Annotated in this window: 12 protein-coding genes and 1 tRNA gene; 3 read left to right on the forward strand and 10 right to left on the reverse strand. The window is 74.4% G+C overall.

The window, feature by feature from the left end:
* Nucleotides 1-7 precede the first annotated feature (7 nt).
* Entirely contained in the window at nucleotides 8-1711 is a 1704-nt protein-coding gene (locus ACWHYA_RS02885) for a D-alanyl-D-alanine carboxypeptidase/D-alanyl-D-alanine-endopeptidase (RefSeq protein ID WP_425939082.1), read from the reverse strand.
* 91 nt (nucleotides 1712-1802) lie between these two features.
* Between ACWHYA_RS02885 and ACWHYA_RS02890 the strand changes: the two genes are divergently transcribed.
* Nucleotides 1803-2324, forward strand: a complete 522-nt coding sequence (locus tag ACWHYA_RS02890; RefSeq protein WP_425939080.1) for an inorganic diphosphatase — start codon at nucleotides 1803-1805, stop codon at nucleotides 2322-2324.
* 20 nt (nucleotides 2325-2344) lie between these two features.
* Here the strand turns inward: ACWHYA_RS02890 and ACWHYA_RS02895 are convergent, their stop codons facing one another.
* Nucleotides 2345-3427: an ArsO family NAD(P)H-dependent flavin-containing monooxygenase gene (locus ACWHYA_RS02895; protein ID WP_425939078.1), complete on the reverse strand. Its 1083-nt coding sequence runs from the start codon at nucleotides 3425-3427 to the stop codon at nucleotides 2345-2347.
* 40 nt (nucleotides 3428-3467) lie between these two features.
* Nucleotides 3468-3881 (reverse strand): cupin domain-containing protein, encoded by a 414-nt coding sequence (locus ACWHYA_RS02900; RefSeq protein ID WP_425939076.1) that lies wholly within the window; start codon nucleotides 3879-3881, stop codon nucleotides 3468-3470.
* 281 nt (nucleotides 3882-4162) lie between these two features.
* Here ACWHYA_RS02900 and ACWHYA_RS02905 point away from each other — a divergent pair, with 281 nt between their 5' ends.
* Nucleotides 4163-5983, forward strand: a complete 1821-nt coding sequence (locus tag ACWHYA_RS02905; protein ID WP_425939075.1) for a choice-of-anchor B family protein — start codon at nucleotides 4163-4165, stop codon at nucleotides 5981-5983.
* A 62-nt stretch (nucleotides 5984-6045) separates the two neighbouring features.
* Here ACWHYA_RS02905 and ACWHYA_RS02910 read toward each other — a convergent pair.
* The 6 genes from ACWHYA_RS02910 to ACWHYA_RS02935 form a co-directional block, all read right to left on the reverse strand.
* Nucleotides 6046-6119: transfer RNA gene (locus tag ACWHYA_RS02910), tRNA-Thr, on the reverse strand.
* 62 nt (nucleotides 6120-6181) lie between these two features.
* Nucleotides 6182-7948 (reverse strand): alpha/beta hydrolase, encoded by a 1767-nt coding sequence (locus ACWHYA_RS02915; protein WP_425939074.1) that lies wholly within the window; start codon nucleotides 7946-7948, stop codon nucleotides 6182-6184.
* Complete coding sequence (locus tag ACWHYA_RS02920; protein WP_425939072.1) at nucleotides 7945-9111, reverse strand: DNA polymerase III subunit delta'; 1167 nt, start codon at nucleotides 9109-9111, stop codon at nucleotides 7945-7947. Before ACWHYA_RS02920 ends, ACWHYA_RS02915 begins: the two co-directional genes overlap by 4 nt.
* A complete protein-coding gene (gene tmk, locus ACWHYA_RS02925; protein WP_425940004.1) occupies nucleotides 9108-9770 on the reverse strand; it encodes a dTMP kinase in 663 nt (220 codons plus the stop codon). The genes ACWHYA_RS02920 and tmk overlap by 4 nt, the downstream gene beginning before the upstream one ends.
* A gap of 165 nt (nucleotides 9771-9935) precedes the next feature.
* Nucleotides 9936-10724 carry a MerR family transcriptional regulator gene (locus tag ACWHYA_RS02930; RefSeq protein ID WP_425939070.1) on the reverse strand — a complete coding sequence of 263 codons (789 nt, stop codon included), beginning with the start codon at nucleotides 10722-10724 and terminating at the stop codon, nucleotides 9936-9938.
* A gap of 33 nt (nucleotides 10725-10757) precedes the next feature.
* Nucleotides 10758-11351 carry an Lrp/AsnC family transcriptional regulator gene (locus ACWHYA_RS02935; RefSeq protein ID WP_425939068.1) on the reverse strand — a complete coding sequence of 198 codons (594 nt, stop codon included), beginning with the start codon at nucleotides 11349-11351 and terminating at the stop codon, nucleotides 10758-10760.
* Nucleotides 11352-11455: 104 nt separating this feature from the next.
* Between ACWHYA_RS02935 and ACWHYA_RS02940 the strand changes: the two genes are divergently transcribed.
* Nucleotides 11456-12625 carry a trans-sulfuration enzyme family protein gene (locus ACWHYA_RS02940; RefSeq protein ID WP_425939066.1) on the forward strand — a complete coding sequence of 390 codons (1170 nt, stop codon included), beginning with the start codon at nucleotides 11456-11458 and terminating at the stop codon, nucleotides 12623-12625.
* 58 nt (nucleotides 12626-12683) lie between these two features.
* Here ACWHYA_RS02940 and ACWHYA_RS02945 read toward each other — a convergent pair whose 3' ends face one another.
* Nucleotides 12684-16508, reverse strand: coding sequence for an nSTAND1 domain-containing NTPase (locus ACWHYA_RS02945; RefSeq protein WP_425939064.1), 3825 nt, complete (start codon nucleotides 16506-16508; stop codon nucleotides 12684-12686).
* Nucleotides 16509-16606: the final 98 nt, after the last annotated feature.

Consider the following 16606-nt stretch of genomic DNA (forward strand, 5'->3'; position numbering starts at 1 on the left):
CCGACCCTCAGGAGCAGCCGCAGCGGGCCAGCTCGGCCACGATCTCGTCCAGGACCGAGCGGGCCTCGAGCACCGCGCCGTCCTCGCCGATCCGGTCGGCGCCCAGCGCGTAGACGAGCAGCCGGCCGTCGGCCGTCACCACGGTCCCGGCCAGCGACGTCACCCCGGGCAGGGACCCGGTCTTGGCCCGGGCGGTGCCGATGGCCGGGCCGTGCACCGGCAGGTGGAAGCGGGTGGCCAGGGTGCCGGTGTACCCGGCGATCGGCAGCCCGCCCGCGGCCAGCACCGCCTGCAGGTCGGGATGGCTGCCGTCCGCCCCGGCGACGAGGAGGTCGGCCACCACGCGGACCGGGAGGATGGTCCCGTCCGACAGTCCGCTCGTGTCGGCGATCTCCACGCCGGTGAGGTCGACCCCGTAGGTCCGGGCCAGCGTCTCCTCCACCCACGCGGCGACGTCCTGCCGGTCGGGCGCGCGACCGGCGGCGACCGCCGCCTGCCGGGACAGCTGCTCGACCATCGCGTTGTCACTGGTCGCCAGGGCCAGGGCCAGCACGTCCCGCAGCGGGGCCGAGCGCACGACGGCCAGCTCCTCGGGGGACCCCGCCGCGGTGTCCCCGGAGGCGGGGGCGTCGTCGGCCGGGCCCGCCTCCTGCGTCGACCCGCCGTCCTCCGGCGCGGCGTCCGCACCCGCCCCGGTCGCCACCTCCACCTCGGGGACGTCCGGCAGGTCGGCCAGGTCCTCGGCCTCGGTGAGCACGGCGTCGCCCTCGCCGGCGAGGGGGACGCCCCGGTCGAGGAGGGCGGCCGCGAACGCCCGCACGGCCTCCTGGGCCGGGTCGCGGGGGGAGGGGAAGAACGGCAGGGCGCGGTCCTCCTCGAGCCCCAGCTGGACGATGCGGCCGGTGTAGCCCTCGGCGACCCAGAAGTCGGTCCAGCTGTCCAGGACGGACGGGCCGGCGGCGTGGGTCAGGTCCACCCGGAGGCGCACCGGCGCGGTCGACCCCTCGGCCTGGAGGGCTTCGGCCACCTGGTCCGCGAGGTCGCCCAGACCGGCGTGACCGGCGACCGAGTCCGGGTCGCCGGCGCCCCGGGCCAGGAGCATGTCTCCACCGGCCACGAGGACGAGCTCCTGCGGCCCGGTCCCGCGGACGACGCGCGTCGGGAAGGTGTGCTCGACGTCGAGGCCGGTGACCACGGCCGCCGCCGCGAGGATCTTGGTGGTGGAGGCGGGGGTGAGCAGGCGGTCGGCGTTGCGGTCGAGCAGGTGCTCCCCGGTCAGCGCGTCCCGCACGGTGACGGCGCGGCGGTTGGCCGGTCCGAGCCACCGGCTGTCCAGCTCGTCCTCGAGGGCCTCCTCGACGCCGGCCGGACCGGGGACCGACCCGTCGGCCACCTGCCCCAGCGGACGGACCGTCGGGGCCACCACCGGCCGCACCTGGGCCGGGCTCGTCGGCTCGGGGGCCGAGGTCGTCGCGGCCGGGTCGGCCTCCGGGGAGGTCGGGCCCACGGTCGAGGCGCCCGCATCGGAGGGCGCCTCCGCCTCAGAGGTCGGGCCCGCGGTCGAGGTCGCGGCGTCCGGCGCGGCGAGGGCCGGCGCACCGGCGAGGACGGCGGCGAGCATGAACGCGGTCCCCGCCGCGCGTGCGCCATACCTCCCGCGCCCGCCCCCGACGACCCCCGGGGTGCGGGGGCGGACCTGCCTGCGATGCACCGTTGCCTGCCCTCCGTGGTCGTGGGTCCCCGGGATAGGGAACACTGGGGCCTAGAGCCTAAGCCGAACCCACCAGAAGAGAGCAGCGCACATGCACTTCGACGTGACGATCGAGATCCCGCAGGGCAGCCGCAACAAGTACGAGGTCGACCACGCGACCGGCCGGATCCGGCTGGACCGCATGCTGTTCACCGCGACCCGCTACCCGGCCGACTACGGCTACATCGAGGAGACCCTCGGTGAGGACGGCGACCCGCTGGACGCCCTCGTGCTCCTCGACGAGCCGACCTGGCCCGGCTGCCTGGTCGCGGCGCGCCCGATCGGCATGTTCCACATGCGGGACGAGGCCGGTGGCGACGACAAGATCATCTGCGTCCCGGCCGACGACCCGCGCAAGAGCAACATCCGCGAGCTGGAGCACATCAGCGAGCACACCCGGCTGGAGATCCAGCACTTCTTCGAGGTCTACAAGGACCTCGAGCCCGGCAAGTCGGTCGAGGGAGCGCACTGGGCGGGCCGCGAGGAGGCCGAGCGCTGCTACCACGAGGCGGTGCAGCGGGCCAAGGACGCGGGGCTGTCCACCGCGCGCTGGCCGATGCCCTCGCCCCACTGACTCGCCCTTCGGCCCCGTGATCACCGCCCGGCGGGGCTGGGCGCAGTGATCCGGGACACGGCCAGCCTGGCCCACTGCCCCACGCCGACGAGGGTGGCCGACGCGGCTCCGCACCAGTCGCCGTAGCCGACCAGCTGCAGCCCTGGCACGCTTGCGGCGGTGGGGCCGTCGGTCACCGGACGTCCGCCCCGCCACCCCAGGCCGGCACCGCGCAGGTGGCCCAGGGCCGGCCGGAAGCCGGTGCACCAGACCACCGCGTCGAACGGACAGGTCGACCCGTCCGGCCAGCGGGCGCCGTCGGGGGTCAGGCGCTCCATCAGGGGGACCGCCGTCAGCAGGCCGGCGTCCCTGGCCCGGCGCACGGGCGGCACTGCGACGACGTCACCCAGTCCCCCGACCCCCTCCCCCAGGCCGCGCACCCGCAGGCTGGCCACCCGGAAGAGCTCGCGCCCGTCGACGTCGTCGGGCAGGTAGCGGGGAGGGGTCCGGGTGCACCACGTGACGTCCGCGTGGTCCAGCAGGTCGGCGGCGACCTGGGCCCCGGAGTTGCCTCCGCCGACCACCAGGACGCGCCGGCCGGCAAACCGGTCGGGTCCCCGGTACTGGGCCGAGTGCAGCTGCTCCCCGCCGAACACCTCCAGGCCGGGCAGTGTCGGGAGGAACGGGCGCGACCAGGTGCCCGTCGTGCTGACGACCGTGGCGGCCTCCCAGCCGCCCCGGTCGGTCAGCACCCGGTGACCGCCGTCGACCGGGAGGACCGACCGCACCCGGACCCCTCGGCGCACGGGGACCTCGTAGCGCTCCTCGTAGCGGGTGAGGTAGTCCACCACGTGCTCGGCCGGGGGGTACTGGTCCCCCGACCCCGGCATCTGCCAGCCGGGCAGGGAGGAGAAGGCGGCCGGGGAGAAGAGGCGCAGGGAGGGCCAGGTGTGCAGCCAGGCCCCGCCCGGGCGGTCCTGGTCGTCCAGCACGACGTGCTCGAGTCCGGAGCGTCGCAGGTAGTAGCTGGTGGCCAGGCCGGCCTGACCGCCGCCGACGACCACGACGGGTACCGACCTGGTCGTCGTGCTCCTCGTGGTCGTCGTGCTCGTGGTGGTCGTCACGCCACCGCTGCCGTCGGCGGGGGCGGGGGTGTGCGCGGGCTCAGTGCCCCTCGTCCTCCTCGGCGACCTCCTGCGTCGGGTGCACCGTCCCGTGCTCGTGCTCCGGCGGGGCGTAGAGGGAGTACAGCTTCAGCGGCTCCTCGCCGATGTTGGTGATGTTGTGCCAGCTGCCCGCCGGGACGAGGACGACCCAGTCGTCACCGACCTCCTCGTCGAACCCCAGGTCGTCCTCCGCCGGTCCCATCTGCACGCGGCCGCGCCCGGACTCCACGCGCAGGAACTGGTCGTGGTCGTGGTGGACCTCCAGGCCCACGTCGCCGCCGGCCGGGATGCTCATGACCGTGAGCTGCAGCTTCGTCCCGGTCCAGAGCGTGGCCCGGAAGTTGTCGTTGCCGAGCGTGGCCTTCTCGATGTCGGTGACGAAGGGGTGGGGTCCGGCGTCCTGGAACGTCATGAGCGGTCCTTTCTCCGTGGGCGGCGGCGGTTCCACCGCCACCCGGCCCGGAGGACGGGCCGGGAGCTCCAGTATGGAGCGTGGCCGGCAACCGCCGCCGCGGGGGTGGTCCCCACCGACAACCACCGCGGAGGGGGCGGCCTCCGGCCAGATTTGGAGGAGACACAGATCACACCCGCTGCTAGCCTCCCGATCGCCCCCACCACGCAACGACGCGCGGTTGCCGACCCTCGACGGAGAGGTGTCTGCGTCCCGGGGCCCGAGAGAAAGAAGAACCCCTGATGAGAAGAAGGTTCGCAGCGACTGCTGCGTCCGCGGTCCTGGTGGCCGCGGTCTCGATGACTCCGGCGCTGGCCCACCACCCGGAGGTCACGGACGAGGGTGGCAACAGCACCTCGCCCTACAAGTACGAAGGTCTGGAGGTCAAGTACGACCGCGACTGGGTCACGCCGAGCACCGTGGGCAAGGGGAAGGGCAAGGGCTCCGAGCGCGGCAACGCGCCCGGCACCTCAGCCCCCTGCGTCGACGGCATGGCGGCGGACTTCTTCCCCTGCGACGGCATCGACCTGCTCAGCCACGTCTCGCACAACGAGCTCGGCACCACCTTCGTCAACGACATCTGGGGGTGGACCGACGCGAAGTCCAAGAAGGACTACGCCCTCGTCGGTGCCTCCAACGGCACGGTCTTCGTCGACATCAGCGACGCCAAGCGGCCCGAGGTGCTCGGCATCCTGCCCACCGCCTCCACGGCGGGCGGCTCGTCCTGGCGGGACATCAAGGTCTACCAGGACCACGCCTACGTCGTGTCCGAGCACACGAACCACGGGATCCAGGTCTTCGACCTCACGCGGCTTCGCGACTGGGACGGCACCTACACCACCTACGACGTCGACGCCCGTTACACCGGGCACGGGTCCGCGCACAACCTCAACATCAACGAGGACACCGGCTTCCTCTACTCGGTGGGTGCCGGACCGTTCTCCTCCAGCCCCCTGCCCAACACGGTGACCGTCGACGCGCCGTCGTCGGCGGCCGGCGACTACCTGGCCAACAGGGCCGGGTTCGGACCGGCCCCGACGGTGGAGGGCCTGTCCGGCTCCTTCGCCGTCGTCGACGACGGCACGGGCACCGCGGAGGGCTGTGGTCCGCTGGTTGGCTTCCCCGCCGGCGCGATCGCCATCGCCGACCGCGGCACCTGCGCCTTCACCCAGAAGGTGGCGAACGCCCAGGCTGCCGGCGCGTCGGCCGTGGTCGTCGCCAACACCGCTCCCGGGACCATCGTCATGGGAGGCAGCGATCCCACCATCACCATCCCCGCAGTGATGGTGAGCCAGGCCGACGGTGACACCATCAAGGCCGGTCTGCCGGCGACGGGAAGCATCGTGGCCAACGACCCGCCGCCCGTGTGCGGCACCGGCCTGCACATGGTCGACATCAACGAGCCGAAGAACCCGACCTACGCCGGGTGCTTCGACGACCACGGCTACATCCATGACACCCAGTGCATCGTCTACGACGGGCCCGACGCCGACTACACCGGCCGGGAGATCTGCTTCAACTCCAACGCGACCACGAGCGGCGCCGGCGGTCTGCACCGGGTCGCGATCGTCGACGTCACCGACAAGAACGACCCGGTCTCGATCGCGCGCGAGGGATACGAGAACGACGGCTACAGCCACCAGGGGTGGCTGACGCCGGACCGCCGGTTCTTCCTGCACGGTGACGAGCTCGACGAACAGCGTCGCGGGATCAACACCACCACCCGGGTGTGGGACGTGAGCGACCTCGACGACATCGTGGAGGTGCAGGCGTTCGCGAACGACACCACCTCGATCGACCACAACATCTACACCCAGGGTCGGTACGCCTACGCCTCGAACTACACCTCAGGCCTGCGGGTCTACGACACCCGTGACCTGGCGGGCGGTGGCCTGAGCGAGGTGGCGTTCTTCGACATGTACCCCGAGAACGACAACGCGACGTTCGAGGGCGGGACGTGGAGCAACTACGCCTACTTCGGGCAGAAGGGCGTCGTCGCGGCCAGCAGCATCGACCGCGGGCTGTTCATCCTGCAGCCGAGGCTGAGCCGTCAGGGCAACTGACGCCACGGCTGAGACGCAGCAGCACCCCGGGTCGGAAGGACCCGGGGTGCTGCTGTCTGCGGAGCCGCCTAAGGGAATCGAACCCTTGACCTATTCATTACGAGTGAATCGCTCTGGCCGACTGAGCTAAGGCGGCACGGCTGCGTGCGCAGCCCGAGCGAGAATACCCGACTCCGGTCGGCGGGCCCAAACCACCGGTCAGCAGGTGAGCCCGTCCTGGGGCACCGTCCCCTCGAGCAGGTAGTCGTCCACGGCGTCGGTGATGCAGTCGTTGGAGCGGCCGTAGGCGGTGTGCCCGTCGCCCTCGTAGGTGACCAGGACGCCGGAGTCCAGGACGTCGGCCAGGTCGACGGCCCACTCGTAGGGGGTGGCCGGGTCGCGGGTGGTGCCCAGGACCAGGATGGGCCCGGCCCCCGTCGCCGAGTAGTCGTCGACCGTCTCGGCGGCCTCGGCGGGCCACACGCCGCAGGCGCCGTCCCCGGCGAGGTAGCGGCCCCACGTCGGGGACACCTCCTCGAACCGTGCCCGGACCGCCTCGGTGTCGAGGTCGTCGGTCTCCTCGCTGGGTCGGTCCAGGCAGTTCACCGCGTAGATCGACTGCATCCCGTTGCCCTGGTAGACGCCGTCCGCGCCCCGGCTGGCATAGGTGTTGGCCAGGAACATCAGCAGGGTCCCGTCACCCTGCTGGGCCCGTTCCAGGGCCTGGGTGAGGATCGGCCAGAAGTCCTCGGCGTACATGGCCACGACGATCCCCAGCATCCCCCAGCCCTCGGTCAGCTCGCTGACCTCGTCGCCGCTCACCGGGAGCGGGGCCTGGTCCAGCCCGGCGAGGAACTGCGGGATGGCGGCCATGGCCGTCTCGACGTCCTCGCCCAGCGGACAGTCGCCGCCCGCGACGCAGTCCTCGACGTAGGCCCGGGTGGCCCGCTCGAACCCGGCCGCCTGCCCGAGGCCCATCTCGACGGCGGAGAGCGTGGGGTCGATCGCACCGTCGAGGACGAACCGTCCCACCCGGTCGGGGAAGAGGGTCGCGTAGGTCGTGCCGAGGAAGGTGCCGTAGGAGGCACCCAGGTAGGTCAACCGCTCCTCGCCGAGCGCGGCCCGCAGCACGTCCATGTCGCGTGCGGCCTCCACGGTGGAGACGTGCTCCAGCAGCTCGCCGGCGTTCTCCGCGCAGGCGGTCGCGAACTCCTCCAGGAGCGCCTCCACCTCGGCCTCCTCGGCCGGGTCGTCGGGCGAGGGGTCGGACCCCAGGAACTCGTCGAGCTGGTCGTCGTCCACGCAGGTCACCGGTGCCGAACGGCCCACCCCCCGGGGGTCGAACCCGACGACGTCGTAGGCGCGGGCGACCTCGGGCGAGACGACGGCGCCGGCCATCATCGCGTAGTCCACGCCGGACCCGCCCGGCCCGCCCGGGTTGACCACGAGGGAGCCCTGCGGGTCGCCGGTGGCGGCCGACCGCAGCAGCGCGAGCTCGATCGTGGCGCCCTCCGGCTCGGCGTAGTCCACCGGCACCGTGAGGAAGGCGCACTCGAAGCTCGTCTCGCACTCGCTCCACGCCAGGTCCTGGCCGTAGAACTCCTCCAAGCCCTCGGGGGCGCCGGCCACGACCTCGTCCGGCGCCTCGGCGGAGCCGGTGCCCCCGGCGGGATCCTGCGTGCCGCCCGCGTCCTGCGACTCCTGGGTGGCGGCGGGCGCGGAGGTACCAGGGTCCGGCTCCTCCTCGTCCGCACCGGGCGTGCAGCCCGCCAGCAGGAGCGCCAGGGCGGCGACGGCCGCCGCACCGGCCCGCGGACGGGCGGCGCCGGCGGGCCCGCGTCGGGGGATGACGCCGCCCGGGCGCGCGGATCGTCCAGGGGTGGTGAGCCGTGGGGCCACGGGGAGGGTGTCCTTCCGTCCGTCCGCCCGGGGCTCCGGGCGGGTGGTGCCGATGGGTCGAGGTCCGGCGGAGGAGGCGGCGCTCATGCCCGCGTCCCTGCCCGGTCGGGCAGGACGAGGGCCACCATCATCGCCTCCAGGACCAGCAGGGGCGCCCCGTTGGCCACGAGCCGGCCGCGCGCCAGCGTGATCGCCTCCAGCGCCGCGAGCAGGCCCTCCGGTGACAGAGAACGCGCCAGCCGCTGGATCTGCTCCGGCTCGGTCGCGTTGACCGGCTCCACCGGCGCGCCGGTGGCCAGCATGAGGGCGTCGCGGTAGACCGAGGCCAGGTCGGTGAGCGCCGAGTCGATGCTGTCGTGCTGCTGACGACGGGTCTCTCGCTTCTGCCGGACCTCCAGGTCGCGCAGGTGGCTGCGCACGGCCGGCGGCTGGCTGCGGGCCGAGGGGTCGGCCCCCAGCTGGGTCAGCAGCGCACGGCGCTCGGCCTCGGCCCGCTGCGTGGAGATGGTCTCGGCCCCCTCGCCGGCCTCCGCGACGAGGTCCTGAGCCGCCCGCAGAGCGGCCCCCACGCCGGTGAGCGAGGCGGGGATGGCCACGATCTCCCGCCGCCGTGCGCGGGCGTGCTCGTCGGTCGCCAGCCGGCGGGCGATGCCCACGTGGCTCTGGGCCGCCCGGGCCGCGTAGTGGGCCATCGCCGGGTCGATCCCGTCCCGGCCCACGAGCAGGTCGGCGACCGCGTCCACCGGAGGGGTCCCCAGCTGCAGGCGCCGGCACCGGGAGCGCACGGTGACGATCAGGTCGTCGGCGGTCGGGGCGCACAGCACCCAGACGGTGCGCGGCGGCGGCTCCTCCAGGGACTTCAGCAGGGCGTCGGCGGCCTGCTCGTTGAGCCGGTCGGCGTCCTCGACCACCAGGACCCGCCACCGGCCGGTGCTCGGACGGGTGGCCGCCGTGAGCGCCAGCTCGCGGGCGCGGTCGACGCGGATGAACGTCTCGGTGGTGGACACCAGGGACACGTCGGGATGGCTGCCGGCCAGGACGGTGCGGCAGGCGTGGCACTCGCCGCAGCCGGGGTCGTCGGTCCGTTCGCACTGCAGCGCGGCGGCGAACGCGCGGGCCGCCACGCTGCGCCCGCTGCCGGGCGGACCGGTCACCAGCCAGGCGTGCGTCATGGCGGCGGGGACCGTGACGGCGCGGCGCAGGACCGCGACCGCCCGCGCCTGGCCGACCAGCTGGTCGAAGACGCTCACGGTGCCCCCTCCGGGCTGCGCAGCAGGACGTCCACCCGCGCGCGCACCTCCTCGGCCAGCTCGTCGGCCGGGCGCGAGGCGTCGAGCAGGAGGTAGCGCTCGGGCTCCTGCGCCGCGAGCGCGAGGAAGCCCTGCCGCACCCGGTCGTGGAAGGAGTCGGCCTCGCGCTCGAGCCGGTCGTGCTGCGCCCCGCGCCGCGCGCGCCCCTCCCCGGGGTCGACGTCCAGCAGGATCGTCAGGTCCGGCAGCAGGCCCTCGACCGCCCACAGCGAGAGCGCACGGACCTCCTCGTGCCCCAGCGCGCGGGCGGCCCCCTGGTAGGCGACCGAGGAGTCCAGGTAGCGGTCGCTGACGACCACCGCGCCCCGTTCCAGGGCCGGCCGGACGACCGTTGCCACGTGCTGGGCCCGGTCGGCGGCGAAGATCAGCGCCTCGGCCCGGGGCACGACCGAGCCGTCCTCGCCGTGCAGGACGAGCTCGCGCAGCGACCGGCCCAGGGCCGTGCCGCCCGGCTCCCGGGTGCGCACGACCTCGTGGCCGTGCCCGGCCAACCAGGCGCCCAGCCGGTCCGCCTGGGTCGACTTGCCCGCCCCGTCACCGCCCTCGAGGGCCAGGAACAGCCCGCCATCAGGGGCCGGCCGCCCGCCGTGGGCGACCACCGGCACGCCGTCCCCGCCTCCCGGCAGGGGCGGCGTCGGGCTCGGTCCGGTCACGGCGGCAGCCTACGTGAGGCGACCGACGCGCCAGACCTCCTCGTCCACACGACCGGACCAGGTTCACTCCCCTGCCGACGGGGGCCGGCCGCGCGTGGCGGGCCGCCGGGGTCAGCCGCGGGCGGAGTTGGCGACGACGGCGTCGTGCACGTACCGCGCCAGGCCCGGGGCCACGTCCTCGTAGGTCTTCGTGAAGCGGGGGTCGGTGACGTACATGGCCGCGATGTTGGCGTGCAGCTCCCGCGGGCAGTCGTAGAACCACCGGCAGATCTGCTGACGGGCCTCCTCGGCGACGTCCATCGCCTCCTCCGAGGTGGCCGGCACCCCGGCCTGCATCAGCTCCACGTAGCGCGCGTTCACCGCGTCGCCCTCGTCCTTGATCTGCTGCCACTGCGCCTTGCCGTAGCCCTTGGCCCGCTGCTGCGACTGCGCCCAGGCCGCCGACCCGCCCCAGCGCTCCTCCGCCTCCTGGGCGTAGCTCTCGTCGAAGGTGTCGCCGAAGAGCTCACGCTGCTCCTCGCGGGTGATCCGGTCCTCGTTCATCTCTGCCTCCAGGGCTCGGTCGATGGCCGTCACGAGCTCGGTGAGCTCGGCGACCCGTTCCGTGACCGTGTCCCGCTGACGACGCAGGTGCGCGGCCACCGTGTCCGCGCCGGCACCGTCCCTCAGCATCTGCCCGATCTGCTCCAGGGAGAGGCCGAGCCGGCGGTAGACGACGACGTGCTGCAGCCGCCGCAGGTCCTCCTCGGTGTAGAGGCGGTAGCCGGCGCGGCTGCGCTCGGAGGGCACCACGAGGCCGATCTCGTCGTAGTGGTGCAGGGTCCGCACCGTCACGCCGAGACCCTCGGCCACCTGGCCCACGGTCAGCAGCTCCTCGGTCATCAGCTGGTTCTTGGTCACGGCACGATGCTCGTGCCTCCCGTTCCGTGAGGGTCAAGCCCGCAGGTCGGACGCATCGTCCTCAGCCTCCTCCACACCCTCCGTCCCGTCCGCCCCGTCCGCCCCCCGGCGCCCGTCCTCCCCGGCGCGCGGCGCCTCCTGCCCGCGGGTCATCGTGCCCCGCCCCCGCAACGACTCGAAGATGAGGGAGGTCTCGGCGTGCAGCACCCCGGGACGGTTGGTCAGGTGGTCCAGGACGAAGTCGCGCAGCGCGTCGGCCGACTCGGTGGCCACGTGCACGTAGTAGTCGATGGCTCCGGAGACGTGGAAGGCGCCCAGGACGCCGGGCAGCCGGGGCACCTCCTCGGTGAACTGCTCGAAGTGGCTGCGGCGGTGACCGCCGAAGCGCACCGCGATCATCGCCTCGACCGGCCGGCCCACGGCCACCGGGTCGATGTCGGCGTGGATGCCCCGCACGACCCCCCGCTCGCGCAGCGAGCGCACCCGCACCAGGCAGGTCGACTCGGCGATGCCGACCTCGCGGGCGAGCATGGCGTTGGACATCCGCCCGTCCCGCTCCAGCAGGCGCACCAGCGCCAGGTCGGTCTCGTCCAACGGCTTGGCGCGGTCCTGCGGATTCTTCGGCACCCCGCCAGGGTATGCCGTGGGGCGAGGCAGCGGCATACGTCGCCCTTTGCGGGTCATGCTTCGTGGATTTCGTCTTGATGACACAGGATCTACACTTCTGTCTCATGAACGCCGAAGCCCTGGGTCTTGACAGCCGCGCCGTCCACGCCGGGCGGGAGGACCTGGCCGCCCTGGGGGTGCACGTCCCCCCGATCGACCTCTCCAGCACCTACCCGCTGCCCGACGTGGAGGCCGGTGGCGAGGCCTACGAGCACATGGCCTCGGGGCACGAGCGCGCCCCGGGGCAGACGGCGGTGTACCAGCGGCTGTGGAGCCCCACGGTGGCCCGGTTCGAGGAGGCGCTGGCCGCCCTGGAGGGTGCCGAGGCCGGGGTGGCCTTCGCCTCCGGGATGGCCGGGCTGACCGCGACCCTGCTGGCCTGCGTCTCCGCGGGCACCCCCCACGTCGTGGCGGTGCGTCCGCTCTACGGCGGCAGCGACCACCTGCTCGCCACCGGCCTTCTCGGCACGAGGGTGACCTGGGTCGACGCGGACGACGTCGGGGAGGCGGTCGAGCCGGACACCGGCCTGGTGCTGGTCGAGACCCCGGCCAACCCGACCCTGGACCTGGTCGACCTGAGCGCCCTGTGCGAGCGCGCGGGGGACGTCCCGGTCCTGGTCGACAACACCTTCGCCACCCCCGTGCTCCAGCGGCCGCTCGAGCACGGGGCGAGCCTCGTCCTGCACTCGGTGACCAAGTTCCTCGCCGGGCACGGGGACGTCCTCGGCGGCGTGGTCGCCACCTCCCAGGAGTGGGCCGGGCGCATCCGGCCGGTCCGGGCCATCACCGGCGCGATCATGCACCCGTTGTCCGGTTACCTGGCCCACCGCGGGTTGCAGACGCTGCCGGTGCGGGTGCGGGCCCAGCAGGAGGGCGCCCAGGTGGTGGCCGCCTGGCTGCGGGCGCACACGGACGTGGACCGGGTCTTCTACCCCGGGTCGGAGGGGTCCGACCCGGCCGGGCTCGTCGGCACCCAGATGAGCGGACCGGGAGCGGTGCTGGCGTTCGACCTGGGCAGCTACGAGCGGGCCCGCCGGGTGGCCGAGGGCGTGCGGATGATCACCCACGCCGTGTCGCTCGGCGGGGTCGACAGCCTGATCCAGCACCCCGCCGCGCTGACCCACCGTCCCGTCGCCGAGGAGGCGCGTCCCGGAGCGGGCATCCTGCGCCTGTCGGTCGGGCTCGAGACGCCCGAGGACGTCGTCGCCGACCTGGCGCAGGCCCTGTGCGCCTGACGCGCGGCTCTCGGGCTCGTGCTTCCGTGCTGCGGGCGAGCCGGAGGCGTCCCCGGGGCTACGGCTCCTCGCAGGGAGGCGTCCACGGGACGCCGGGCAGCCGGTCGGCCCACTCCTGCTCGGTGAGCCGCACCCCGGTGGTGCCGCAGATCCAGTCGAGGGCGCGCTCGACGTCGGTGTCCCAGATCCGGACCTCACCGAGGTTGCCACCGGCGTAGATCACCTCGTCGCCCCCGCCCCACCCGACCGCGAACAGCCGGGTCTGCGCGGCGCCGAGGGCCAGGGGGTCGCTCCAGCCGTCGCCCTCCCGGTCCCAGAGCCAGAGCCGCCCGTCCTGGGAGGCCGCCGCGAGCCGGCCGCCGTCGGCGCTGTACTGCACGTTGTAGACCTCCGAGCCAGGACCGGTGAGGGTGTCCACCAGGACCGGCGCCGCCGGGTCGCGCACGTCCCACAGGGCCACCTCGCGACCGGCCCCGACCGCGACGAGGTGCTCGTCGGTCGGGTCCAGGTCCAGGCCCAGGACCGCGCCCGGCGTCTCGAGGTCGCCGAGCAGCTCCCCGATGCGGGTGCTCCACAGCCGCGTCCGCCCCACCTGTCCGACCACGGCGACGTCGTGGACCGAGTGCGCGACGGCATACACCAGCCCCTCGGTGTCGGCCCGTCCTGCCAGGGCGAGCCTGGCCCGGTCCTCGTCCACGGCGTACCACGACACCCAGCCGTTGTCCCCGCCCGCGACCATCGTCGTGCCCGCGGAGTCGAAGGCCACCATCTCCACGATCTTGCGGTCCGCCGGCTCCAGCCGACCCCCGGTGATGTCGTCGTCCAGCACGAGCCGGGGACCGTCGGGGTCGCACACGTCGTAGGCGAGAAGACGGTCGGTGGTGGTGCCCCCGACCATCACGGTTCCCGCGGGTCCGAGGTCGGCCGCCCCGCTGAAGACCTCGCCGTCAGGAGCCCGGGTCGCCGAGAGCTGCACCGGCCGACGGGGGTCCTCGGCGGTGTCGTAGAGGACCAGACGCCCGTCGCCGGCACCCGCCGCGACGAGAAGCAGCTCCCCCTCCGCGTCGGTGCGGGTGGTGAAGACGCCGTCGGCGTGCCGCACGGGCACCGGCCCGGTCGTGTCCCAGAAGAACCACTCGTCGTTCTCCGGCGCGACCACCCACCTGCCCTCGGCCAGGGCCACGACCGCGACGTTGGGTGCCGCGGTGGCCACCGACGCCGCCGGCACGTCCCAGTCCGTGGAGGCCCATCCCTGCGGACCCCGCCGCCACAGGAGCACCTCCCCGGCCGACCCGACGGCCACGACCTGCTCGCCGTCGGGGGCGAACTCGACGTCGTTGACGTAGCTGGCGAACGCCCGCGCCTCCCCCTCCGGCGTCAGCCCCTCGTCGTCCACGGCGAACAGGCGCAGGGTCTTGTCGCGGCCGACGACGGCGGCGGTGGTCCCGTCGGGGGACAGCTCCACGCGGTGCTGCAGGCGTCCGTCGGGGTCGACCAGGGTGTCGGCGACGCGCCGCCAGCCCCCGGGCCGCACCTGCCACAGCGTCGCGGTGCCGTCGTCGCCGAGGGTCACCGCTCGACGCCCCTCGGGGCCGAGCGCCAGGTCCACCACGGGCCGGCCCTGGTCGGCCACGGACCCGACGGCCTCCCACCCCCCGACCGGGAGACCCCCGCCCTCGACCGGGCGGGTCCAGGCCAGCACCTCCTCGCCGGCCCCGGCGACCAGGAGCTGCCCGTCCTCGACCGTGCGCACGTCCAGGGAGACGGCATACCCCTCGGTCGGCAGGGACAGCACCCCGGCGTCCCGGGGCCGGGCGGGGTCGGTCACCTCCACCAGGCGCAGCCCGTCGGGGCCGGCGGTGGCGACCACCTCCCCGCCGTCGGGCGTCACCACCAGGTCGGCCACGCCGGTGGTCGGGCTGGTCTGCTCGGTCAGGACGTTGACCGCCGTCGACGGGGCCCCGAGGCCGTCGTCGGTGAGCGCGGCGGCGGTGCGCACGCTCCCGTCGGCCGACCCCAGGGCCACCCACGTGCCGTCCGGGGAGACGTCCCCGCGGTTGACCCCGGTGGGGTCCAGGTGCCGGGTCAGGTGCGGACCGGCGGCCGCGTCGAGCACGGCCACCACCGCCTCCCGGGTGGGGCGCAGGGCATGCGCGGACGCCGCGAACTGGGCGGCGGTGGCGGGGTACTCCCCCCGCAGGGACACCGCCTGGTTGGCCACCTGGCGGGAGCGGGCCTCGTCGCGCTGGACCTGCACCTGCTGGCGGGAGGAGAAGGCCGCCACCGAGAGCGAGGCCGTGGCCAGCGCCAGCACCGTGGTCGCGGCGAGCAGCCGTCGGGTGCGCCGGTGGGTGAGCTCCCGCCCGGCGGCCAGCTGCTCCTCCCGACGGGCGCCCGCCTCGATGAACTCCTCCTCCTCGGCCGTCACGTCCTCGCGGTGCTCGGCCAGCCAGTCCCTGGCGACCGCCAGCTGGCTGCCGGTGAGCAGCAGGGCCGGGTCCCGACCGGCCTCCAGCCACTCCGCGCGGCGCAGGGCCACGCGGTCGCGGACGCGCAACGCGTCGCCCCGTCGGCGCACCCACCCGTCGAGCAGCGGCCAGTCGACGAGCAGCACCTCGTGGCTCAACGAGACCCGGTCGTCCTCCAGGACCACCAGCCGACGGTCCGAGAGGTGCTCGAGGACGTCCTGGGCGTGCGGTCCCAGGGACAGCAGCTCCTCGCGCGAGGCCCACCGCCGGGACGGGGCCTGGCCGGGCTGGACGCCCACCAGGCGCAGCAGCAGCCGTCGGGCCGTGCGCCGGTCCTCCTCCGGCAGCGCCTCGACGACGTCGTCGGCCCACCGCACCAGGGAGCCGCGGAAGCCCCCGACCTGCTCGTAGTGCTCGCGGGTGAGCTCGCGGCGGTCGCTGACCGACCACATGGACCGGAGCAGGTGGGAGAGGTGGGGCAGCACCTGCTGGGGGCGACCGTGGCCGACGGCCCCGGCCAGGACGAGGTCGGCCAGACCGTCCTGCAGGCGCAGACCGACGAGCTCCGCCGGACCGGTGATCACGCCCCGCAGCTCCTCGGGTCCCGGTGGAGCGACCAGGACCTGCCGCTCCCGCAGCGCGCGCAGCAGGAGGGGGTGCTCCGCGGCGCTGCCGTAGTGGTCCGCCCGCAGACCCACCACGACCGCCCGCCGTCCGGTGGCCGGGCCCTCGGGGGACGGCGGGACGTCACCACCGCTCAGCCAGGTGGCCAGGACCTCGACGAAGCGGTCCTGGACCGACCGGTCGTGGCCGAGGGTGAACAGCTCCTCCAGCTGGTCGACGACCAGGAGGCGGACGTGCCCGGAGGAGGCGAGGACGGCCAGGGTCTCCTCCAGCAGCTCCACGGGCAGGGCGCCAGGGGTGAGGCGGCGCAGGTCCACGTCCTCGCCGGGCTCGGCCAGCCCGGCACCCAGCAGCGAGGACTTGCCCGCCCCCGAGGGCCCCACGACCGCCACCACGGCGTGGTCGGCCAGCGCCGAGGCGACAGCACCCCGCAGCTCGGCGACCTCGGCACCGCGGCCGAAGAAGAGGTCCGCGTCCTGGGGGGCGTAGCTCTCCAGCCCCAGCCACGGTGCGCGCCGGACCGGCGCCGGCTCGGGCTTGGTGCGCAGGTCCCACAGCCGCTGCTCCCAGCCGGCGACGTCCTCGGCCGGCACCCGGCAGGCCTCGAGGATCCCCCGGAGCACCTCGGGGCGGTTCCACGGAGGAAGCCGGCGCCCCGCGAAGTAGTCGCCCAGGGTGCTGGCCGGGATCCCGCTGCGGGCGGCGACCTGACGGACGGAGAGGCGTGCCCGGTGCCGCAGCGTAGTGAGCGCAGCGCCGAACTCCTCCGCGGTGGACGGCGCAGGCCCCATCCCTCACCTCCCCGGACGGCTCGTCGGTCGGACCGGGGACCATCATGGCGCACCGCCGGGCGTCCGGTGCGCCACGGGGTGCCGTCCGACGTCGTCCG

It is taken from the genome of Ornithinimicrobium carbonis (assembly GCF_977012275.1).